16 protein-coding genes and 1 tRNA gene are annotated in these 21,147 nt (G+C 58.4%); 11 read left to right on the top strand and 6 right to left on the bottom strand.

Features of this window, described 5'->3' with window-relative positions:
• On the bottom strand, window positions 1-638 hold a 638-nt coding region (tsaD, locus tag B3M52_RS08865; RefSeq protein WP_286749418.1), incomplete at its 3' end, for a tRNA (adenosine(37)-N6)-threonylcarbamoyltransferase complex transferase subunit TsaD.
• Window positions 639-877: 239 nt separating this feature from the next.
• On the opposite strand from tsaD, the gene rpsU reads away from it, so the two are divergent.
• The 4 genes from rpsU to B3M52_RS08845 all read left to right on the top strand — a co-directional run bounded on the left by rpsU (window position 878) and on the right by B3M52_RS08845 (window position 5,201).
• Window positions 878-1,093, top strand: a complete 216-nt coding sequence (gene rpsU, locus B3M52_RS08860) for a 30S ribosomal protein S21 (protein WP_007153483.1) — start codon at window positions 878-880, stop codon at window positions 1,091-1,093.
• Window positions 1,094-1,245: 152 nt separating this feature from the next.
• A complete protein-coding gene (dnaG, locus tag B3M52_RS08855) occupies window positions 1,246-2,979 on the top strand; it encodes a DNA primase (protein WP_075195715.1) in 1,734 nt (577 codons plus the stop codon).
• Between the two features lie 180 nt (window positions 2,980-3,159).
• Window positions 3,160-5,010, top strand: a complete 1,851-nt coding sequence (gene rpoD, locus B3M52_RS08850) for an RNA polymerase sigma factor RpoD (RefSeq protein ID WP_075195716.1) — start codon at window positions 3,160-3,162, stop codon at window positions 5,008-5,010.
• 114 nt (window positions 5,011-5,124) lie between these two features.
• A tRNA-Ile gene (locus B3M52_RS08845) sits at window positions 5,125-5,201 on the top strand.
• A 17-nt stretch (window positions 5,202-5,218) separates the two neighbouring features.
• Here the strand turns inward: B3M52_RS08845 and B3M52_RS08840 are convergent.
• Both B3M52_RS08840 and B3M52_RS08835 read right to left on the bottom strand, forming a co-directional pair.
• A complete protein-coding gene (locus B3M52_RS08840) occupies window positions 5,219-5,551 on the bottom strand; it encodes a tRNA-binding protein (RefSeq protein ID WP_036203207.1) in 333 nt (110 codons plus the stop codon).
• Window positions 5,552-5,585: 34 nt separating this feature from the next.
• On the bottom strand, window positions 5,586-6,266 hold the full coding sequence (locus tag B3M52_RS08835; protein WP_075195717.1) for a glutathione S-transferase family protein: 681 nt from the start codon (window positions 6,264-6,266) through the stop codon (window positions 5,586-5,588).
• Window positions 6,267-6,376: 110 nt separating this feature from the next.
• Between B3M52_RS08835 and B3M52_RS08830 the strand changes: the two genes are divergently transcribed.
• From B3M52_RS08830 to B3M52_RS08805, 6 genes are all read left to right on the top strand, one after another.
• Entirely contained in the window at window positions 6,377-6,613 is a 237-nt protein-coding gene (locus B3M52_RS08830) for a TIGR02647 family protein (protein ID WP_036203201.1), read from the top strand.
• 162 nt (window positions 6,614-6,775) lie between these two features.
• Window positions 6,776-7,366, top strand: coding sequence for a PEP-CTERM sorting domain-containing protein (locus B3M52_RS08825; RefSeq protein ID WP_036203196.1), 591 nt, complete (start codon window positions 6,776-6,778; stop codon window positions 7,364-7,366).
• Window positions 7,367-7,708: 342 nt separating this feature from the next.
• A complete protein-coding gene (gene aupA, locus B3M52_RS08820; RefSeq protein WP_075195718.1) occupies window positions 7,709-9,046 on the top strand; it encodes an alkane uptake protein AupA in 1,338 nt (445 codons plus the stop codon).
• 13 nt (window positions 9,047-9,059) lie between these two features.
• Complete coding sequence (locus B3M52_RS08815; RefSeq protein WP_075195719.1) at window positions 9,060-12,215, top strand: Ig-like domain-containing protein; 3,156 nt, start codon at window positions 9,060-9,062, stop codon at window positions 12,213-12,215.
• A gap of 279 nt (window positions 12,216-12,494) precedes the next feature.
• A complete protein-coding gene (locus B3M52_RS08810; protein WP_075195720.1) occupies window positions 12,495-14,789 on the top strand; it encodes a molybdopterin-dependent oxidoreductase in 2,295 nt (764 codons plus the stop codon).
• A 20-nt stretch (window positions 14,790-14,809) separates the two neighbouring features.
• Window positions 14,810-15,271, top strand: a complete 462-nt coding sequence (locus B3M52_RS08805; RefSeq protein WP_036203189.1) for a DUF2489 domain-containing protein — start codon at window positions 14,810-14,812, stop codon at window positions 15,269-15,271.
• 336 nt (window positions 15,272-15,607) lie between these two features.
• Here the strand turns inward: B3M52_RS08805 and B3M52_RS08800 are convergent, their stop codons facing one another.
• The 3 genes from B3M52_RS08800 to B3M52_RS08790 all read right to left on the bottom strand — a co-directional run bounded on the left by B3M52_RS08800 (window position 15,608) and on the right by B3M52_RS08790 (window position 20,145).
• Complete coding sequence (locus B3M52_RS08800) at window positions 15,608-16,972, bottom strand: HDOD domain-containing protein (RefSeq protein ID WP_036203187.1); 1,365 nt, start codon at window positions 16,970-16,972, stop codon at window positions 15,608-15,610.
• Window positions 16,973-17,101: 129 nt separating this feature from the next.
• Window positions 17,102-19,177, bottom strand: a complete 2,076-nt coding sequence (recG, locus tag B3M52_RS08795; protein ID WP_075195721.1) for an ATP-dependent DNA helicase RecG — start codon at window positions 19,175-19,177, stop codon at window positions 17,102-17,104.
• Between the two features lie 8 nt (window positions 19,178-19,185).
• Window positions 19,186-20,145 (bottom strand): hydrogen peroxide-inducible genes activator, encoded by a 960-nt coding sequence (locus B3M52_RS08790; protein WP_041332640.1) that lies wholly within the window; start codon window positions 20,143-20,145, stop codon window positions 19,186-19,188.
• 89 nt (window positions 20,146-20,234) lie between these two features.
• Here B3M52_RS08790 and B3M52_RS08785 point away from each other — a divergent pair, with 89 nt between their 5' ends.
• On the top strand, window positions 20,235-21,107 hold the full coding sequence (locus B3M52_RS08785; protein ID WP_075195722.1) for an NAD-dependent epimerase/dehydratase family protein: 873 nt from the start codon (window positions 20,235-20,237) through the stop codon (window positions 21,105-21,107).
• Window positions 21,108-21,147: the final 40 nt, after the last annotated feature.

Here is a 21,147-nt window from a genome sequence, read left to right as displayed (position 1 = left end):
CCACTAAAACTGAAATCCAGCCCCGGCCGGTCTGTCATCGGGCGCGGGAACCGATACCGGCCAGACGTGCCCTTTTCAGCCAGCGCCGCCACCCTGGGCCCGCCGGGATAATCCAGCCCCAGCATCTTGGCGGTTTTATCGAAGGCCTCGCCGGCGGCATCGTCCACAGACTCACCCAGCATTTCATACTCGCCAATGCCCTTAACCAGCACTAACTGGGTATGGCCGCCGGAAACCAGCAGGGCAACAAAAGGAAACGCCGGGGGATTGTCTTCCAGCATTGGCGCCAACAGATGACCCTCCATGTGATGGACACCCAGCACCGGCACACCCAGAGCAAATCCCAGGGCATGGGCCACAGAACCACCTACCATCAGCGCTCCCACCAGACCGGGACCGGCGGTGTAGGCAATGCCTTCGATATCAGCGCGAACCCTGCCGGCATCGGCAAGCACCTGATCACACAGCGGCAGCAGTTTGCGGACATGGTCGCGGGAGGCCAGCTCCGGCACCACACCGCCGTAATCCGCGTGCATATCAATCTGGCTGAACAACGCATGCGCCAGCAGCCCGCGTTCGCTGTCATAGAGGGCAACGCCGGTTTCATCACAGGAGGTTTCAATACCGAGAATCAGCATAAATAAGGGCCACAACTCCGGACTGGTGAACATCAGCGGAGCATTTTAGCAGAAACCCGAAACCCTCCGTCAGTTTCATCGAACAAACATTGACCTCGGCCATGGGCAGGCGCTATCATTGCCGGCCTTAAATACGCACTGGTCGAGTTTTAGCCAATCTGACCAGGTATCGAGTCGATCTGACAGACCGGTCGATCAGACAAAACAGAAACCGAATCAATCAGGTAGGTGATTTTCGAATGCCAGCTGTTAAAGTGAAAGAGAATGAACCGTTTGACGTAGCCCTTCGTCGCTTCAAGCGCTCCTGCGAGAAAGCAGGCGTTCTGTCGGAAGTACGTCGCCGTGAGCACTACGAGAAGCCGACAGCCGTGCGCAAGCGCAAGGCAGCCGCAGCCGTCAAGCGTCATCTCAAGAAGCTTCAGCGGGAACAGCGCAAGTTCGAGCGTCTGTACTAAGCTTTACCGGACGCCGCTTGACTGCAAGCCTATAATCGCCTGTATAGCCGCAGGTTGCACAGAGCGATACCAAAATGCCGCCGAGGCCTGGCTTCGGCGGCATTTTTGGCTGTACTTCCAGGCCCGGCACTTTCCGCGCGACCGGAGACATCATGAGTGGACTGATCCCGCAACGCTTTGTTGAAGACCTGCTCGACCGGATAGACCTGGCGGAGCTGATCGGATCACGTATCACCCTGAAAAAGGCCGGCGGCAACTACAAGGCCCGCTGCCCCTTCCATGATGAGAAAACGCCGTCTTTCAACGTTCGGCCGGACAAGGGCTTTTACCACTGTTTTGGCTGTGGCGCCCACGGCGATGCCATCAGCTTTGTCCGCGAGTTCGATGGCCTGGGCTTTACCGACGCGGTAGAGGAACTGGCCCGCCGAGCCGGCATGGAAGTGCCCTACGACCAGAGCGCGCGCCAGGAAATGCAGCAGGCGCGAACACTGACGGACGCCCTGGATTACGCCAGCCGCTTCTATCAGTCCGCCCTGAAGGGCCAACAAGGTGAATTCGCCCGGGACTACCTCAAACAGAGAGGCCTGGACGACAGCATTATTGAACAGTACCAGCTGGGCTACGCCCCTGGCACCGGCACCGCCCTGTTCGATAGCGCCAGCAAGGACCTGCAGGGGCCATTGGTTGAAACCGGCACGGTCTCCGACAAGTATGGCCGGCCACGGGATCTGTTCCGCAACCGGGTGATGTTTCCGATCCGCAACAGTCGCGGTCGGACCATTGCGTTCGGCGGGCGCACACTGGGTGATGACAAGGCCAAGTACATCAACTCTCCGGAGTCTGATGTGTTCCATAAAAGCCGCGAAATCTACGGCCTTTATGAAGCCAAACAGTCGATCCGCCAACTCGACAGGCTGCTGGTGGTGGAAGGCTACATGGATGTCATTGCGCTCGCGCAGAACGGCATCCACTTTGCCGTGGCCACGCTGGGCACAGCCACGAACCAGGACAGCCTGTCGGCACTGCTGAAGCAGGTACGGCATCTGGTGTTCTGTTTTGACGGCGACCAGGCCGGTTACCGGGCGGCCGACAAGGCCCTGGAGAATGCTCTGGAATTGCTGACCGACGGCCTTCATCTGCAGTTCCTGATGATGCCGGACGGTGAAGACCCGGACACACTGGTGCGCAAGGAGGGCCCCGACGCGTTCCAGGAACGCATCAACGGCGCCACGCCCCTGTCTCGCTACCTGTTCAACCGGCAAAGCGAAGGGCTGGACCTGACGCTGCCGGAAGACCGGGGTGAGCTGAAGGCACGGGTAGAACCGCTGCTGAAGAAAATGCCCAGGAGCACCCTCAGGGATGCCATGTGGCATGAAATGCTGCGGCTGTGCGGCAACAACCGGGGCGACTGGCAGAACCGCCGCCAGCCAAACGGCAAGGGCGGATACGGCGAACGCCGGGTGCAGGAACAACGGATTGACGTAAAACTCAGCAAGGATACCCAGCTTTGTCTGGCCCTGCTTGAAGCGCCGGACATGGCCAGCGAAATTGCTGAACTTTGCCGCAGCAGCCGCCAATACCGGCAGGCAGGCCAGTTCGCCGGCTGGATCCTGGAGCACGCCATCAAAGACCGGCGCTCCCTGGTCCGCGAACTGGCAACGGATAACCGCGCCAGAGAACAGTTTTACAGCCTGTTCGATGGCATTGAACACATCCCCGCACGGGAACAGACCCTGGCTGGCGCCAGGGAAATGCTTAACCCGAACCGGGAAGTGGCGCGCAAGCAGCGGTTGGCGTCTCTGCTATCGGAAAAGCGTAGCCTGGCAGACCTTAGCGCTGAAGAGCGGCTGGAGCTGAAGGCACTGACCGGACAGAATGACGACTGACCAGCGCCAGGAAACAGAGCCGGCGGGCCAAAAAACGCAATAACTGCCGCCGGAAACGGCACTGCACTTGAAACTTGCAGTATTGATCACCATCTAACCATCCGGTGGCAGAGCAACCGCGCGACAGCTATAATGGCTGTTTCACTTTTTTCCTTTTACCAGCGAGTTCACAGGGTGTCTATGTCAGGCAATTCGCAGAAATCACGTCTTAAAGACCTCATTGCACGAGGCAAGGAACAAGGTTACCTGACTTACGCCGAGGTAAACGACCACCTCCCGGAAGACATTGCTGACCCGGACCAGGTCGAAGACATCATTCGCATGATCAACGACATGGGCATCCAGGTGTCTGAAGTGGCACCGGACGCAGACACGCTGCTGATGACCGACGGCGACTCCACCGCTGACGAAGCAGCGGCCGCTGAAGCCGCTGCGGCACTCGCAGCCGTGGAATCCGACGCTGGCCGCACCACGGACCCGGTCCGCATGTACATGCGCGAAATGGGCACCGTGGAGCTGCTGACCCGCGAAGGCGAAATTGTCATTGCCAAGCGCATCGAGGAAGGTATCCGCGATGTCATGGCCGCCGTGGCCCACTTTCCCGGCATCACCGGTACCGTTATCCAGGCCTACGACCGCATCATCGAGAACGAAGGCCGCCTCAGCGACATCGTCTCCGGCTTCCTCGACCCCGACGGCGCCGAGCCGTTCATGGAGGAAGACACTACCCCGGACACGTCCAGCACCTCGGACGATTCATCCGACGACGATAATGACGATGACGACAGCGAAGAAGAAACCGAAAGCGGTCCGGATCCGGAAGAAACCCGTCTACGTTTTGAGCTGCTGAAAGAAAAGCTCGATGCCGCCGACGCAAGCCTGGCCAAACACGGCCGCGGCCACAAGAAAACCCAGGAAGCCCTGAACGAACTGGGCCAGGTATTTGCCCCGTTCAAGCTGGGCAACAAGGCGTTTGACGAACTGGTGAACGTCGTTCGCTCCACCAACGATCTGGTGCGGGAGAACGAGCGGGCGATCATGAAAATCTGCGTACGCGAGTGCAAGATGCCGCGTAAGGATTTCATCAAGTCGTTCCCCGGTAACGAAACCAGCCTGGACTGGGCCGAGAAGATGTCCAAGGGCAAAAAGCCCTATGCACCGCTGATTGCTGAGCGCATCGACGAAATTGTCCGCCTGCAGAAGCGCATTGCCAATATCCAGACCGAAGTGGACCTGGACGTTTCCGACATCAAGGAAATCAACCGCCGCGTTTCCATCGGCGAAGCCAAGGCCCGCCGTGCCAAGAAGGAAATGGTGGAAGCCAACCTGCGTCTGGTTATCTCCATTGCCAAGAAGTACACCAACCGCGGCCTGCAGTTCCTCGATCTGATTCAGGAAGGCAACATCGGCCTGATGAAGGCGGTCGACAAATTCGAGTATCGCCGTGGCTACAAGTTCTCCACCTACGCCACCTGGTGGATTCGTCAGGCCATCACCCGCTCCATCGCGGACCAGGCACGCACCATCCGCATTCCGGTGCACATGATCGAAACCATCAACAAGCTCAACCGCATCTCCCGTCAGATGCTGCAGGAGATGGGCCGCGAGCCCACGCCGGAAGAGCTGGGCGAGCGCATGGAAATGCCCGAGGACAAGATCCGCAAGGTACTGAAGATCGCCAAGGAACCGATCTCCATGGAAACCCCGATCGGTGATGACGAAGACAGCCACCTGGGCGACTTCATTGAAGATATCCAGGCCCTGTCACCTGTTGACTCCGCTACCGCTGAAGGCCTGCGCGAAGCTACCCGCTCCGTGCTCTCCGGCCTGACCGCGCGCGAGTCCAAGGTGCTGCGCATGCGCTTCGGTATCGAAATGAACACCGACCACACCCTGGAAGAAGTGGGCAAGCAGTTTGACGTAACCCGCGAGCGAATCCGCCAGATCGAAGCCAAGGCCCTGCGCAAACTGCGCCATCCTTCCCGCTCCGATCACCTGCGCGGCTTCATTGACGATCAGGGCAACGGATAACACCACAACAGTAGCGGGCGCCATCCCTCACCGGTATAATGGCGCCCGCTTTGTTGCTCCCGCCCGGAAGCGACACCCCAAAAAGCAAACCTTTAAGCAGCATCCGCTGAAAAAGGGCCTATAGCTCAGTTGGTTAGAGCAGAGGACTCATAATCCTTTGGTCCCTGGTTCGAGTCCAGGTGGGCCCACCATTCCCCCAGTTTTACCTTCAGATAAGCCTCTGCCCATTACTCACCTTGTGATCCGTGCTTACCAGGGTTATCGCCCCCTCATCATTCTTGATCCCAGTCACCAGGCACTCGGACATAAATTTGCCAATCTGTTTTGGCGGGAAGTTTGTCACGGCGAGCACCTGTTTACCCAATAACGTCTCAGGATCGTACAGGTCGGTAATCTGCGCACTGGATTTTCGGATGCCCACTTCCGGGCCGAAATCGACTTTCAACTTGTACGCCGGCCTGCGGGCTTCCGGAAATTCGTTTACCTCGATGATGGTGCCGATGCGCAGCTCTACGTTCTCAAAGTCTTCCCAACTGATCATGCCTGGTGAGTCCTCTGTCTGTTAAAGAAAGTGGCTATTGTCTGTGGTCCGCGAGCAAGGTGCCGACGGTGAACGCGATGTCCTCGTGTTCGGTGTCTCGCCACGGTTCCGCGAGGGATTCGGCTTCCCACTGCTGCATACTGCCTAACGCCAGAACCCTCTCAACGTAGGCAGCGGCGCCTTCGCTCAGGTCCAGCCCGTAGGTGCGTACCCGATAGACGACAGGGGCAAAGAAGGCATCCACAGCGCTAAAGCGGTCACCGGCGAGGAACGGGCCACCGAACTGCTGCAGGCCATGGGACCACAGGCTGTCGATGCGGTCGACATCCTTTTGCAGGCCCTCACTGACCGTGTTCATGCGGATACGCAGGCCCACGTTCATGCTGCAGATATCCCGTAGCGACTGGAACCCGGAATGCATTTCAGCAGCAGCACAGCGAGCCCAGGCGCGGGCCTTTACGTTTTTGGGCCAGACGCCCTCGTGACGCTCGGCCAGATACTCAATGATGGCCAGCGAGTCCCATACGGTTGTGCTTTCATCCGTGAGGCAGGGTACCTTGCCGCTGGGGCTCAGGCGCCTGTAAGCCTGCCAGGTGGGCTCATCACCAAACACAATGAGCTGCTCATTAAACTCAATGCCCAGCTCCTTCATCAGGACCCAAGGGCGTAACGACCATGACGAGTAGTTCTTGTTCGCAATATGAAGGGTGTACATCCCTGTCTCCATCCAGGTGGGGTGGTTTATCCGGAAATCAGTTTTGCCGAATACCGTGGCTTCGTATACAACTACACTAAGACCATTAAAAATAACACAAGGAACGCACCATGCCTTTCTCTTCCGACCACATTGATGAACTCAACCTGCTGGCGATGTTCGATCTGTCTTCCGCGCAGGAGGGCATCAAGGTTCACCAGCATTCAGCTGCACCGGAGATGGTGACCGCGGCTGAACGCCTACACCAGAAGGGGCTGATCACTCAGAAGGATGGCGGTTACCTGACAAGTCTGGGCAGTGAAATGGCGGAGCATGCGCAGAAGGTGCTATCGGTGCTGACCAGTTGACACTGGCATCGTGACTCCGGGAATGTCAGCTTTTCTTACACTATCAAACCGAGTCGGAAACTGCGCTTTGCCTATGTATCGGTAACAACGATGATTTTGGACTGTGGCACCTTTAATGCTGTGATTCTCCCGTAGTAAGGAATATCACCGGGAGTAGCAAAAATGAACACGAGAACTAAGTTTTGGCCACTGGTGGCTGGAACGCTGACATCCGCATTACTGATGTCAGGTTATGCTGTCGCGGCACCCATCAAATGTGATGATGCCTATAACTATATGCAGATGGACGATTCGCAGGCCACAGCATGCCTGGCGTCCGGCAAGAACAACCCGAGCTTTACCGGCAACCCTGCCAATGACATTTTTCTTAACAACGCCGCAGGAACGGGTTATCAGTTTGTGGAGAAATCTGAAAACGCAGGGAACCCCACAGCACTTTACAATCTGGAGTACGGACAGACCGACAGCACCGGCACCTGGGAATTCGATAGCAGCCTTTGGGACTCATACAGCACTATTGCAATCGGCTTCAAATTTGGTGGCGGAAACAAGGCTGACAACTGGTTCGTTTATGAACTTAACTCCCTCGTCTCCTCTGGAGACTGGGCGTACTTCGGCAAGGGTAATGGCCTGTCTCACGTGAGCCTTTACGGCAAGGGCTCTGTTACCGTGCCCGAACCTGGCTCACTGGCGCTGCTGGGCATTGGCATCATCGGCCTGACACTGGTTGGTCGAAAACGCCGCGCGAACTGAAACGTCGAGTTTCAATACACATTAGCGCAGTATTCAAAGGCTCCCGGAAGGGAGCCTTTTTTATGCCCGCAGAAAACCTGCAACAGTTCACAACTCTTCGTTACAGAAATAAACACCTTCCGGCCTGATAAGACTCTGTATTTCCTTCATTTTTAAACCATCTTTAACTAGAGGGTGGTCGTTTCGACACCAAAAGCTGTCAAAGAAGCCAACGTCCCGATAAGACAAGAGCACTACACTGCTTTTCGAACAAATGTACCAACAATAATTGCCAGCCCTGTTACCCGACTCCGGGGGCACGGCAAAGGTCCATAACAAAGACAAACAAATGGAGTGTGTTTCATGGTTTCAACCTCCCGCTTTTCCCTGCGTGCGATGACACTCGCCGTTGTAGCCGCCTCGGCCGGTTTTTCATTGAATGCCTCTGCCAGTATGGGCAATATCGGTACAACCTATGGCGTGATGCCCGTGGACGTGGCTACCGCACAGTCCCTGTCGATGTTCAACGAGCATGTGTCAGCCACCTATTACAATCCGTCCTATCTGACCAGTGACGAGCGTGGCGAGCTGACCGGCGGCATCCTTCACGCGGAGCAGGAATTGCGCTCCAGCCGTTCCGATGCAGACGGCGATATCATTTCGGATTCGCCGAGCCAGCACGTCCTGATCGGCATGAAAACCAACCTGGCGTCCCTGACCCGCTTCGATCACCCGATTTACCTGGGCTTCATCGCAGGCGTTGAGAAGTATGGTAAGGAAATGCTGGCATTCTCCTCGGAAACCTCCGAAACCGGGCAGTACCTGCAATATGGCAAGGAACCCCTGTTCCTGAACATTGGTGGTGCCACCCCCCTCTGGCGGGGCATCTCAGGCGGTTTTTCGGTGCGTGTCACTCTGGAAGCAGCCGCTCAACTGGATGCCGTTTCAACACTTGGCGGTGAAACCAGCCGCGAGCGACTGGCGGTTAACGCCGAGCCCTCGCTGAAGTCCATCCTTGGCACCACCATCAAGTGGGGCGATACTTTCTGTCCGGACAGTGACTGTTTCCTCGACGGCTGGGAAAGCGCGATCACCTATCGCACCAAGTCATCCGCTTCGACGTCTGTAGACTCCAACATTATCGTTACACAGACCATCCCCGACCCGGGCCTGAGCCTTGCGGTGGCTACTATCGATTCCTTCCAACCGGAAACCTTTGCCATCGGCACCCAGTACAAGGGTGACGGCTGGCGCATCGGCGGCAGCATTGAGCAGCAGAACTGGTCTGAGCTGGAAGACGAGTTCGCCGGCGATACAATCAAGGATCAGGAGAATGTCAGCGCAGCCAATCGCATCCGTTTTGATGACATCCTGGTGCCTCGCATCGGCGCTGAATACCAGCTCAGCCGTCATTTTGCCGTCCGGGGCGGGCTGGCGTATGAGGAGTCTCCCCTCAAAACCACCCGCAACCCGGAGCTGAACTATCTGGACACCGACAAGATCGTGGCCGGGCTAGGCATCAGTGCAACCTATGAACGCACCCGTGTGCTGGCCTACCCGGTACGGTTGGATATCGGTTACCAATATCAGCAGCTGCAGGACCGGGATTTCACCATCGTCGACTATGACGGTAACGAACAGCAGGCAACCGCCGACGGTGACGTTCACGTTATCAGCGGCTCCATCACCCTGAAGTTCTGAGGAGAGGTTTGCCATGAAACACAACAATACATTGGCACTGATTCCCGCGATGTTCCTGGCAGCATGCGGCGGGGGTGATGATCAGACCATCGACGAGCCCACAACTCCGGGAGAAGTGGTTTACTCCTACCCGGCGGATGGCCAGAGCAACGTTAGCCCCAAGGCCGACATGGTGCTGCGCTTCTCCCATGCGCTGTCTGACAACGATGTTGCCAGCAAAATCCGCATCACCGATGGTAGCACCGACCTGAGCTTCACGGCCGAAAGCGTGGATGGTGGGCGCAGTCTGACATTGTCGCCACAGGGCGAACTCAGCCCGGGCGCCGACTACACCATTGAGTTTACCGAGGTATTGCAGGCAGAAGGCGGCCGTACGATTCCGACCCCCAATGCTTTTGGCCCGGAGGGCGTGCAGTTTTCAACACGGGGTGCATTCAGCGGCATCGCCGGGCTGGACAACCTGAGCCCCGAGTTCACAGTTGCGGAAATGATTCCCTCCGGGGGCAATGTATTCCAGCCCATGAACTTCTCAACGTTCCGACTGCAAATGACCCAGACCGTACACCCGGACTGGAAGGCACTCGGTGGTGTCATTGAAATCACTGACAGCAACGCGAACGTGGTGCCGGCCACCGTTCTTGTGAAAGGCCGGGACATCACCATCGACCCCTGCCTTGCAGACTCGAAAGAGCGCTGTGGCCGCGAGGAGGACATACTCACCTCGGGCAAGACCTACACCGTGTCAGTCCGCAACCTGCCGAGTCTCCATGGCGGCACGCTGGACGACTTCAGCGAAACTATCACCCCACGCGACACCGGCCCAACCGTTGTTCTGTCCCAGCAAGTGGTGGATTCCGGTCTGAACGCCGGCGAGAGTGCTGAGAACACCCGCAAGTCTCGGCTAAACGGGCAAATCATCAACGGAATTACTCTGAACTCCGTACTGCAGGGCAATGCCGGGCCGTCCCAGCAAACCGGCGATCTGTTTGCAGAGCTCGCTTACGCACCGGCATTTACGGCGGATGAGCCCCTGCCACTGCGAGTTCCGAAAGGCAGCGTGCTGACCAGCAGCAGCCTGGATGTCCGTGTCAACGGTGAGGTACCGGTTATAGATCCGGCAACCGGAAACATCCAGAAAACCGGTGACATCAAGGTGACCATGTTGTCGGACGCCACCGGTTACCTGATGCCAAACCCCTACACGGATAACATGAACGCGCCGCGCCACGTCAAACTGTTCATGGATGTTGCCATGAACACGGAAGAGGCGCAGCCCAATGCTTCGTTATCCCAGGACCTGCTTGGGGTGGAGCTGACCGGCATCGCGATCGTGGAAGACGGCGTTCTGACCATCGACGCCATCGGCATGGTGGAACCCAACCTGCTGGGCCAGGAATTCACCGATGCCACCATTGCGTTTCGCATCGAAGCCGCGACGGATTCCGAGTCCGCACTGGATGCCGCCGAACAACGGGACGAAGAACTGGCGGACAACACCGGCCCACAGTTAGTGAGCTGGATGCCAGGACCGGACGATGCCTTCCCGGGTGATCGTGATCAGATGCAGCGCCCTGGCGACCCGATCGTACTGAATTTTGACGAACCGCTGGACGCCGATACCATCGCCGATGGCATTGTGCTGGACGCGGCAGGCACACCGCTGACGGTTGGCGACAACACACTGGACGCCAAACTCGACGGAACCGCCCTGGTACTGAACCCGGTCGGAGGCCTGGAGCATGGTGTTGATTACACCGTGCAGATTGGCAACGCGTTGACCGACCTTGCAGGCAATGGTGTCACACCGCAGAACCTCAGCTTCGCCCTCCCTGACATTGGCGGCGGTTCAGTCCCACAGAGGTCACCTCTGGCGCTGACAACCTATCCCGGTTACCCATGCGTCACCACCGGGGTCAACCTAAGCCAAGATAGCCATGGGCAGTGTGTGGATAACGCACCTAATGGTCCTCGCGGGGACGAGTTGCCGGTAACTACCATGCCTACGGACCGCCCCATCGTGGTCGTGTTCTCCCAGTCCATGGATCTGGACTCCATCCGCAGCGGCGAGACGTTTGTGGTTGAGAGAGTGGACGAGAGCGGCGCTGCAATTGAAGCGGTATCCGGCCGGCTGGAGAAGAACAATCAACGGATTCGGTTTTACCCGGACGAGCCCTGGGAAATCGATAGCCTGTATCGTTATCGCATGAAATCCACTTCCGGAGGCCAATGCCAGACCGGAACCGAGGATTTCATCTGCGGTGCCAACGGCCTTGCCCTGCAAACCGATCTCCTGGTAAACCCTGAAGATGTTGGCGGGCCAAATATGGACATTTACTTCCGAGGTGGTGAAGCGCTAGATACAGTATTCACTCCCTTACGGAACCTGCCGATTCGGGATACAAACTCGAACTATGTGGTTGACTGCGACGCGCTGGGTTCCCAGGACTGCCTGGAGCCATTCGATCATGAAGTGGATCCAAACGATGCCAGCGAGTTCCTGCCGTCCGCCAATGCCGCAAAACTGAAATCAGCAGGCAACGCAACAATACTGCTAATGTCCACTCCGGCAAGAGTCGGGTGCCCGACCAACGGTGATGAATGCCCAGAGAATAAATTCATCTATCAGACCTATGGACTGAATACAGAGGTTATCGGCCCCTACATCGATCCGGACTCAGGAGAGCAGACCGGTGTAAGGGTACTCTTATACCCAACCATGCTCGCGACAACCTCTACCTCGGTTTACCTGCGGATTATCGGCTTAATCACGCTGGAAGAACCGACAGGCCCACAGATCCTTCGGATGCGATACAACACGGAAACTTCCGAGGACAATCCACAAGGCTTGGTGGAAGGCGTTATTGTCGAGAATGATGATGGCCAGACCGAGTTCAGAACCGAAGCCCGCCTTCAGCTCGACGCCCCGCTGCTGGAACCACCCATTGGCGGACCACACGACCTGTACAGCAAACCGTTCACTCTTGAACTGAAAGGCGACATCAATTTCTTTGATGATGGCAGGATGCAAATAGAGCAAAGAAACACCAATCGTGTGCCGCTGACAGTCAACATAGAAAGCTTGGGGAACATTCCTCTGGAAATTCCAGCTGGCGGCGTTTACCTGAACTTCCTGTCCAACCCCATCAAGGAAATTCCAGCAGAGTACTAACTTCAGGCTCCGCTACTTATGGCCAGCCCTCGGGCTGGCCTTTTTTGTGGCCGGAAAGGCCATAAACCGGTTTTCCACTCTCCTGCGTTTCCTGCTAATCTGGTTGCCTGTTGAAACCAACTCCGAAGTCCGGGGCCAAGCGGGGACGGTGTTCCGAAACCGTGCGGAGCCATGGATGGCGGAGCCCGAGCGTTACAGGGACGTATTCAAAGCGTGTTTCGGAATACCGTCCCTGCTTGGCCATGCTCAGAACAATAACAACCAGTTTGGAGAGACCCCATGGAAAACGGCACCCACTACCGTACCTGCCATCTGTGTGAAGCCATGTGCGGCGTGGCCATCGAGGTCAGGGATGGCCACGTCGCCTCCATCAAGGGCGACGAGGACGATCCGCTGAGCCATGGCCACATCTGCCCCAAGGCCGTCGCCCTCCAGGACCTCCACGAAGACCCGGAGCGCCTGCGCAAACCGGTACGGCGCACCACCGACGGCTGGCAGGAAATGGAGTGGGACGAAGCCTTTGACCTGGTGGCCAGCCGACTGCACCGGGTACGCAAAGAGCACGGCCGCAACAGTATTGGCGCTTACCTCGGCAACCCCAACGTACACAATCACGGCTCGCTGGTGGCTACCATGCCATTCCTCCGGGCCCTGGGTACCCAGAACCGGTTCTCCGCCACCTCCAACGACCAATTGCCCCACATGCTGGCCAGCCTGGAAATGTTCGGGCACCAGATTCTCTTCCCGATACCGGACATCGACCGCACCGACCTGTTCATCTGCATTGGCGCCAATCCGATGGCCTCCAACGGCAGCCTGATGACCGTGCCGGACTTCCGTGGGCGACTCAAGGCACTCAAGGGCCGTGGCGGCAGGATGGTGGTCGTGGACCCACGCCGCACAGAGACCGGCAAACTGGCCGACGAGTTCCACTTCATTCGCCCTGGCACCGATGCCCTGCTGTTAATGGCCATGGTGCACACCCTGTTTGAAGAAGACCTGGTGAACCTCGGCCATGCAGAACAATGGACGAAAGACGTAGACTTGGTCCGGCTGGCCGCAATGGGCTTCACCCCCGAAGCCGTCAGCGAACAGACGGGCATGCCGGCTGCTGATATCCGCAACCTCGCGCGGCAACTGGCCACAACACCGAGGGCTGCGCTGTACACTCGCATGGGCACCAGTACCCAGGCCTTTGGCGGCGTTGCGACCTGGCTTGCCTACGTGCTCAATATCCTGACCGGGAAGCTGGACAGCACTGGCGGCATGATGTTCACGCAACCCGCGATTGATCTGATCGCACTCGGTGGCATGTCCGGCCAGAAGGGCCATTTCGGCAAGCGGTTCAGCCGGGTGAAAAAACTGCCTGAGTTTGCCGGCGAATACCCTTCAAGCACCATTGCCGATGAGATTCTCACGCCGGGCGAGGGCCAGATACGGGCATTCGTGACGGTGGCGGGCAACCCGGTGCTTTCAAGCCCCAACGGTGGACGGCTCGACGAGGCCTTCGGCGGCCTCGATTTCATGGTGTCGGTGGATTACTACCTCAATGAAACCACCCGTCATGCGGACGTCATACTGCCTCCCACCGCCGGGCTTGAACGCAGCCACTACGACCTGATCTTCAACATGTTTGCCGTTCGCAACACCGCCAAATACAGCCCTGCCCTGTTCGATGCGGGCAAAGACGCCCGCCACGACTGGCAGATACTGCTGGAACTGGCCCACCGTCTGGAGAAGAAGCGAAAAGGTGGCCGCCTGCCCCTGCGTTCCGAGATGGGTTGGCGTGCGTTCAAACAGATCGGGCCGGACCCGATCCTTGATCTTATGTTGCGGGCCGGGCCCTACGGAACCGACATCGGTCCTGCACGCGGCCTGGTCCAGCCCGCCATCGACCTGGTGATGGATATACTTCCGGAGCGCCATCCCCTGCGGGGTCTGGCAAAAATGAGCCCACTGAACCGCCACTGGCAGGACCTGCCCAAGGGGCTGTCCATCAGCGCCCTTAAGGAACTACCCAACGGTGTGGATCTCGGGCCACTTCGCCCATGCATGCCCGGCAGGTTGTTTACCCGCGACGGCAAGGTAAACCTCGCCCCACGCCGCTACTTACAGGATCTGGGGCGGCTCCATACCTTACTCACGGCACCGGCCTCCGACGGTCTGCTACTGATCGGGCGCCGGCACGTTCGCAGCAATAATTCCTGGATGCACAACAGCCAGCGGTTGGTGAAAGGCAAAGACCGCTGTACCCTGATGATCCATCCGAAAGATGCTGCTCGCTGTGGCCTTCAGGCTGGTGATTCCGCCGAGATTGGCTCCACCTCCGGGCAGATCGTATTGCCGGTGGAGATCACCGAGGATGTGATGGCGGGCGTGGTTTCAGTACCCCATGGCTGGGGCCACCATCGGAAGGGTACCGGGCAGAGTGTGGCGGTTGCCCACGCTGGCGCCAGCATAAACGACGTGTTGAGCGATCAGGAGATTGATCCGCTTGTTGGCACGTCCGTACTTAATGGGCAGACCGTGTCTGTAAAAGTCTGGCGTGCGGACCGCCAGCGTAAACAGGCCTGACATTCTCAAGGGAGACTTCTATGCCGCCGTGGCTTCAATGGACACTGATTATTGCCGGCCTGCTGGCCATCGCGCTGCTTGTCGCGTTTATCGGCCGCCAGTCCCGTGCCCTGCAGGACAGCAGGAGGCGGCAGGAGAAAGCAGAGTCTTTCCAGAAGGAACGCCGCGACAGCATGATTGAAAGTATCCGGGTATTGGCCATGGCGGTGGAAGAGAATCAGGTTGAATACTCCGAAGCCTGTCTGCGAATCAAGGGCCTATTGGACCACGTGGCACCGGAGTTGCTGGACCAGTCTCCTTTCCGGGTGTTCCAGGAAGTGCATGAGCAGATCCAGCACATGCCGACCCATCGCGCCCGCCAGGAAACAGATGCCCGCTTCGTGGAAAAGATGGACCGCGAGCGCCTGGCAGTCGAAAAGGAGCACGCCGACGCCATTCGCCGCGCCGCAACGGCCATTCGACACCATCCGTTCCAGGCCTGACCCTTACCAATATGAGTCTGACGCTCCAGTATTTTGTAACAGTTTGTAATCGAATTTCATCACTGAAGGTTTGATTAGCTTTACAAATCAATCTCTTCAGATGTCACGAAATTATGACGCCCGGCTCATTCACCAAACACCAACGTAGCCAGCTTTTATTTCACTCCATATTGGCTAAGTTTAAAAAAGCACGTTGCCACTACCGACCCTGCAACTGCTCACGTTGTTTTCTCCTGAACACGTTTGGTTTGATCTGCAACAAGCGGGTGAGCTTGCCGGCCTTCGGGCCGGCTTTTTTGCGGGGCTAAACTAGAGAGGTTTGGCGGTAGAGAGGACCTACTGATTCATCATCCCCGCCATCGCCATAATGCTGTCCTTGTTTCCTACCAGTTCATCAAACTGCGCTTCCACCTTTTCCCTGTTCAGACCGAGCGATTCGTAGAACGCGTCCGACACCTCTTCCCCCGCACCCAACGCAACACCGCGCTTGGTCAGCAGTTGCCGACTCAGCCAGAGCAGTTTGCTGTATACCGCGTGAGGGCCGTCGTAACCAGGATTCTTCTGGTTTCGGATTGCCAGACAGACCTCGTCGGGCATACCCCAGTTCTGCATCAGTTCCGCCGCAATCTGCTCCCGGGTCACGCCCAGCAGATAATGCTCAATCATTGAGGAGTCGAGATGGGGGTTGGCTTCCAGCGACCGGCACACCAACTTGAAATGGGGAGGAAACACCTGTGCCAGCACCAGGTAGCCAAAGTTGTGCAACAACCCCCCCAGGTACGCAAGACCAAAGATAGGACGTTCGCCACGAGGCATCATGCTGGCCAGGATACCGGCCGACTGAGCCTGCCATATCGCCTGTTGCCAGTAATCCACATAGCCTTCCGGATGATCCTGGGGCTGCTTCAGGGCACGCCCCAGAGACAGGCCCATGGCTAGGTTCATCACCAGGTCGAAGCCCAGAATCCGAGAGACCGCGTCGTGCACAGAACGCACCTGCCCCGCCGCCGCATAAAAGGACGAGGACGCCCAACTGACCACCTGAGCCGCCAGGCTGGGGTCACTTTCCACGACATCCACCAGATCCCCCATCACAGCATTGGGGTTCACCCGCAGGTGAATAATGCGCTGGGCGGTCTCGGGTAGAGGAGGCAACTCAAGAGTGTCTTCCAGGCGCTGCTGAATGCGCAGCGAGGTAAACCGTCGAATGGCGGAATGCAGCTGGTCCCGGTCTTTTTCCGGGCTGTTGAGATTCACGGCAATGGTATCCCGCGCCACCGAAAACGAATGGCGGTCGGCCGCGACGGTGATTCCCCGGAACTCGTCGCCGGGCATGACCATACAAAGATTCTGCTCGCCCAGGACCAATGCCACGGACGCCAACTCATCCACCCGCGCGTCCACAATCGTGGGCCAGCCGGTCAGAGACGGTAAGGCGGGCAGCTCGGTCAGGCCAGAGCGCTCACGAACCCGGACCTGCTCCCGTCGCTTCATCACCCGCAGATCTCGCCCCAATTGTTTGTTCAGGGCACTGATATCGAGCAGGTCACCCTCGCGGCAAATGGCCTGGAGATTCCCCTCCTCATCCGTGAGCAACACCATTCGCAACAGTTCGTCGTCCCGGGCCTGGCTCACATCCCTAAGGGAAACGCCGGCAGCAGACTCACCCAACGCCTGCCTGACTACGACAGGTAGCTCCATAAGTTTCTCCCAAAATGTAGACGGTGCCCCGTTGGACACATTGGTTTCACTCAGTATAGGGCACAAACAGCGACCCAACTTTGACATCAGGTGGGTTTTCACACGATTTTTTCTACCGGCGCGGCGCAGTTACACGTCGCCGTAACGAATTCGTTCCCCCAACCAACGGCGAATCAAACCGTTCACCAACGCCGGCTGCTGCATCAGCGGCGGCGCCATTTCACGGATTGGCTCGATCCAGCCCTTGTCCCGTTCAAAGTCTGCCAGCCGGAACTGCATCATACCGGTCTGGCGGGTGCCTAACACTTCTCCTGGCCCGCGTATTTCCAGGTCTTTCTCGGCAATCACAAAACCGTCCTGACTGTCGCGCAGGGCCTGCAAACGCGCCTTGCCATTCAGCGATAATGGTGGATGGTACATCAACACGCAAAAACTGGCCTCTTCGCCCCGGCCAACCCTGCCCCGCAACTGGTGCAACTGCGCCAGGCCCAGGCGCTCCGGATTCTCGATGATAATCAGCGAGGCATTGGGCACATCCACCCCCACTTCAATTACGGTGGTCGCGACCAGAAGGTCGAGCTCGCCGTTCTTGAACTGTTCCATGACCGCTGCTTTTTCGGCCGCCTTGAGGCGACCATGAACAAGCCCCACCTTCAGATCTGGCAGACGTTCCGCCAGCTCCTGCGCAGTCACTTCCGCCGCCTGGCACTGCAGCGCTTCTGACTCCTCAATCAGCGTGCACACCCAGTATGCCTGCCGGCCTTCCTTGCAGGCCTTTCGTACCCTATCGGTCACATCGTCACGCCGGCTGTCGGGAATGGCGATGGTTTCGATAGGCTTGCGGCCGGGGGGCAGCTCATCAATCACCGACGTATCCAGGTCCGCATAGGCGCTCATGGCCAGCGTACGCGGAATCGGGGTCGCTGTCATAATCAACTGGTGTGGCGCCATGGTGCCGCCGACGCCCTTCTCCCGCAGGGCCAGCCGCTGATGCACGCCAAAACGGTGTTGTTCGTCCACAATCACCAGTGCCAGGCGACTGAACGCAACATCTTCCTGGAACAGGGCATGGGTACCTATCACCACGGTGGCTTCGCCACTGCCAACGGCCTCCAGAGTTTCCTTTCGTGCCTTGCCCTTAATCTTTCCCGACAGCCACGCCAACTGGATGCCAAGCGGCTCCAGCCAGCCGCGGAAATTCTGGTAGTGCTGTTCCGCCAGTATTTCCGTGGGCGCCATCAGCGCCACCTGGGCGCCAGCACCAATGGTCTGCAGTGCTGCCAGCGCCGCCACCACGGTTTTACCAGACCCCACGTCTCCCTGCACCAACCGCAACATGGGTACCGGCTGGCTGAGATCCTGGCGGATCTCGGTCATAACCTGTCGCTGTGCCCCGGTAAGGCTGAACGGAAGCAGATCAAGAAAACGTTCCGGCAGATCACCGGTTGGCAGTAACGGCAGCGCTTCCCGGGCCTGAACCTGTTGCCGTACCTGCAAAAGGCTTAGCTGGTGGGCCAGCAGCTCTTCCATAACCAGTCGCTGTTGGGCCGGGTGCCGCCCCTCCATCAACAGATGAACCGGCGCATTGGCCGGCGGCGAATGCACCAGCTCGACCGCTTCGGTGATACCCGGCAACTGGTAACTGGCGAGCAGTTCTTCCGGCAACCAGTCACGGATCGGGTAACGTTTGAGGTAGCCCAGCGCCTGCTGGCACAGAGCGCGCACTCGCGGCTGCTGAATGCCTTCTGTCAGGGGATAAACGGGCGTTAGCGTGGCCTCACCCTGCGCGGGCATCGGCGGCGGATTGACCTGGTATTCAGGGTGGTAGAATTCGTAACCGGCCCGCCCCGGCCGAACTTCGCCGAAACAACGCACCCTCGCGCCTTCCGTGAGTTGGTTCTTCTGGGCGGCATTGAAATGGAAGAAACGCATGACCACGAAGCCACTGTGATCCTTCAGGGTCACCTGCAGGCTTCGGCGCCGGCCCATCACCAGATCGGTTTTCATCACCTCGCCTTCCACCACCCCGACGTCGCCAATGCGCAGGTTGCCCATGGAGACAATGCGTGTGCGATCCTCGTATCGATGGGGAAGATGGAACAGCAAATCCTGCAGCGAACGGATGCCCAGCTTCGACAGCTTGTCGGCCAGGGCATTACCGACGCCCTTCAGGGTGGTAACGGCAATGTCGTCCAGTGACATCATGGCCTGGCTCAGGCGGTTGCGGCCGCAGCCGGGGTTTCAATCTTCGCTTTCTCAATTACCCGACACTGGCTGGCCGCCAGCGACAGCACATCAATCGCCTTTGGTCGTGGGAAAGTGACCCGCCAGGCCAACGCCACCGTGCGATAGGGTACTGGCGCCGCAAAAGGCCTGACCGCAAGTATGCTCTCGTCATACTGCATCGCCGTTGCAGCGGACAAAGGCAAAACGGTGATACCCAAACCAGAGGCGACCATGTGACGTATGGTCTCCAGAGAGCTGCCTTCAGTCACCAGTGACGGCGCCGCAGCACTCGGATTACGGGTGACCGCATCCACCAACGGCGGGCAGGATTCCAGCACCTGGTCACGGAAACAGTGGCCGGGGCCAAGCAGCAGCAACTGTTCCTTCGCCAACTCCTCGGCGGTCAGGCTGTCACGCTTGGTCAGTGGATGACCTCCCGGCAGCAGCACCACGAAAGGCTCGTCGTAGAGCGGCAGGGTAACGACCTCCGGCTCTTCAAACGGCAGTGCGATGATGATGGCGTCCAGTTCTGACTGGCGCAGTTTCTGCCGCAGTGTGGCGGTGTAGTTTTCCTCAATGTAGAGCGGCATGTCAGGCGCCGCGCGGCGCAGCTCCGGCAGCAGGTGTGGGAACAGGTAGGGGCCGATGGTGTAGATGGCACCCACCTTAAGGGGGGCATTGAGCTGGTTCTTGCCATCCTGAGCCATGTCACGGATAACACCCACCTGATCCAGGACCCGTTGGGCCTGGTCGATGATACGCTTGCCCGTTTCGGTGACCCGGATACTGTTTTTGCTACGCTCAAACAAGGGTATACCGAGTTCGTCCTCCAGTTTCTTGACGGCCACACTCAAGGTCGGCTGACTGACATGACAGCGCTCGGCGGCACGGCCAAAATGCCTTTCCCGGGCAAGGGTAACAACGTATCTTAACTCGGTCAGAGTCATGGCGGGCTCCGGTCAGAATTCGTCCAGGTCAGGGATCGTACAAACGTTCCGTTAATTTATTAGCCAAAGCATAAGGATTGATATTGTCTATGGCAATCACTGAGCACCAACAAACGCCAAGAATACTGGTTGCGGGCTGTGGCAAGCTCGGTGGCGCCATTGCCTCTCAGCTTACCGGAACGGCGCAGGTATACGGCCTACGGCGCAGTCCGGACAAGGTCCCGGAGGGCATCCAGGCGCTGGGGGCGGACCTCATGGTGCCGGAGCAGGTGCGTTCAGTACTGCCGGACAACCTCGACATTGTGGTTTATTGCCTCACGCCAGCAAGCTACGACAACGAGGGCTATCACAATGCCTACGTAAAGGGCCTGCGGAACCTGATCGACGCACTGGACGGGCGCCAGCTCACGCGGCTGGTGTTTATCGGTAGCAGCAGTGTCTACGCTCAGGACGACGATTCCTGGGTGGATGAGACCAGCCCAACCGACCCCACCCGATACAGTGGCCAGGCGATACTCGCGGGTGAGAGGGTCGCCCTGGAGAGCGGTAGTCCGGCAACCGTAATCCGTTTCAGTGGCATCTACGGCCCGTCGCGGGCGCGCTTCCTCGATGCCGTGATGAACGGCAACATGAACCCGACCTCTCCCGGCCCCTACAGCAATCGTATCCACGAAGCGGATGCGGCCGCGGCCACCTGCCATATCGTGGAGCGGGCACTCGCCGGCCAACCACTTGAAGACTGCTACCTTGCCAGTGATTGCGAGCCTGTGCGACTGGATGAGGTGGTGGCGTGGGTGCGTGAACAACTACCCTGTGCCAAGCCTGGCCCCGACGCCCGCCAGGGTGGTCGCGCAGGGAGCAAACGCTGCAACAACCAGCGGCTGCTGGACTCTGGTTTCCATTTCCGCTATCCGGACTTCCGGGTGGGCTACCAGGAGATGATTGCCGAAAAAACCCGGTAGGCCTGGCGAGCCCCCTACCATCGAGTAGGAGGGGGAGTTA

It is taken from the genome of Marinobacter sp. UBA2688 (assembly GCF_002352785.1).
Classification (GTDB): Bacteria; Pseudomonadota; Gammaproteobacteria; order Pseudomonadales; family Oleiphilaceae; genus Marinobacter; species Marinobacter salarius.
The sequence above is the reverse complement of the archived record's forward strand: the minus strand, read 5'-3'. Positions and strand labels throughout refer to the sequence as shown.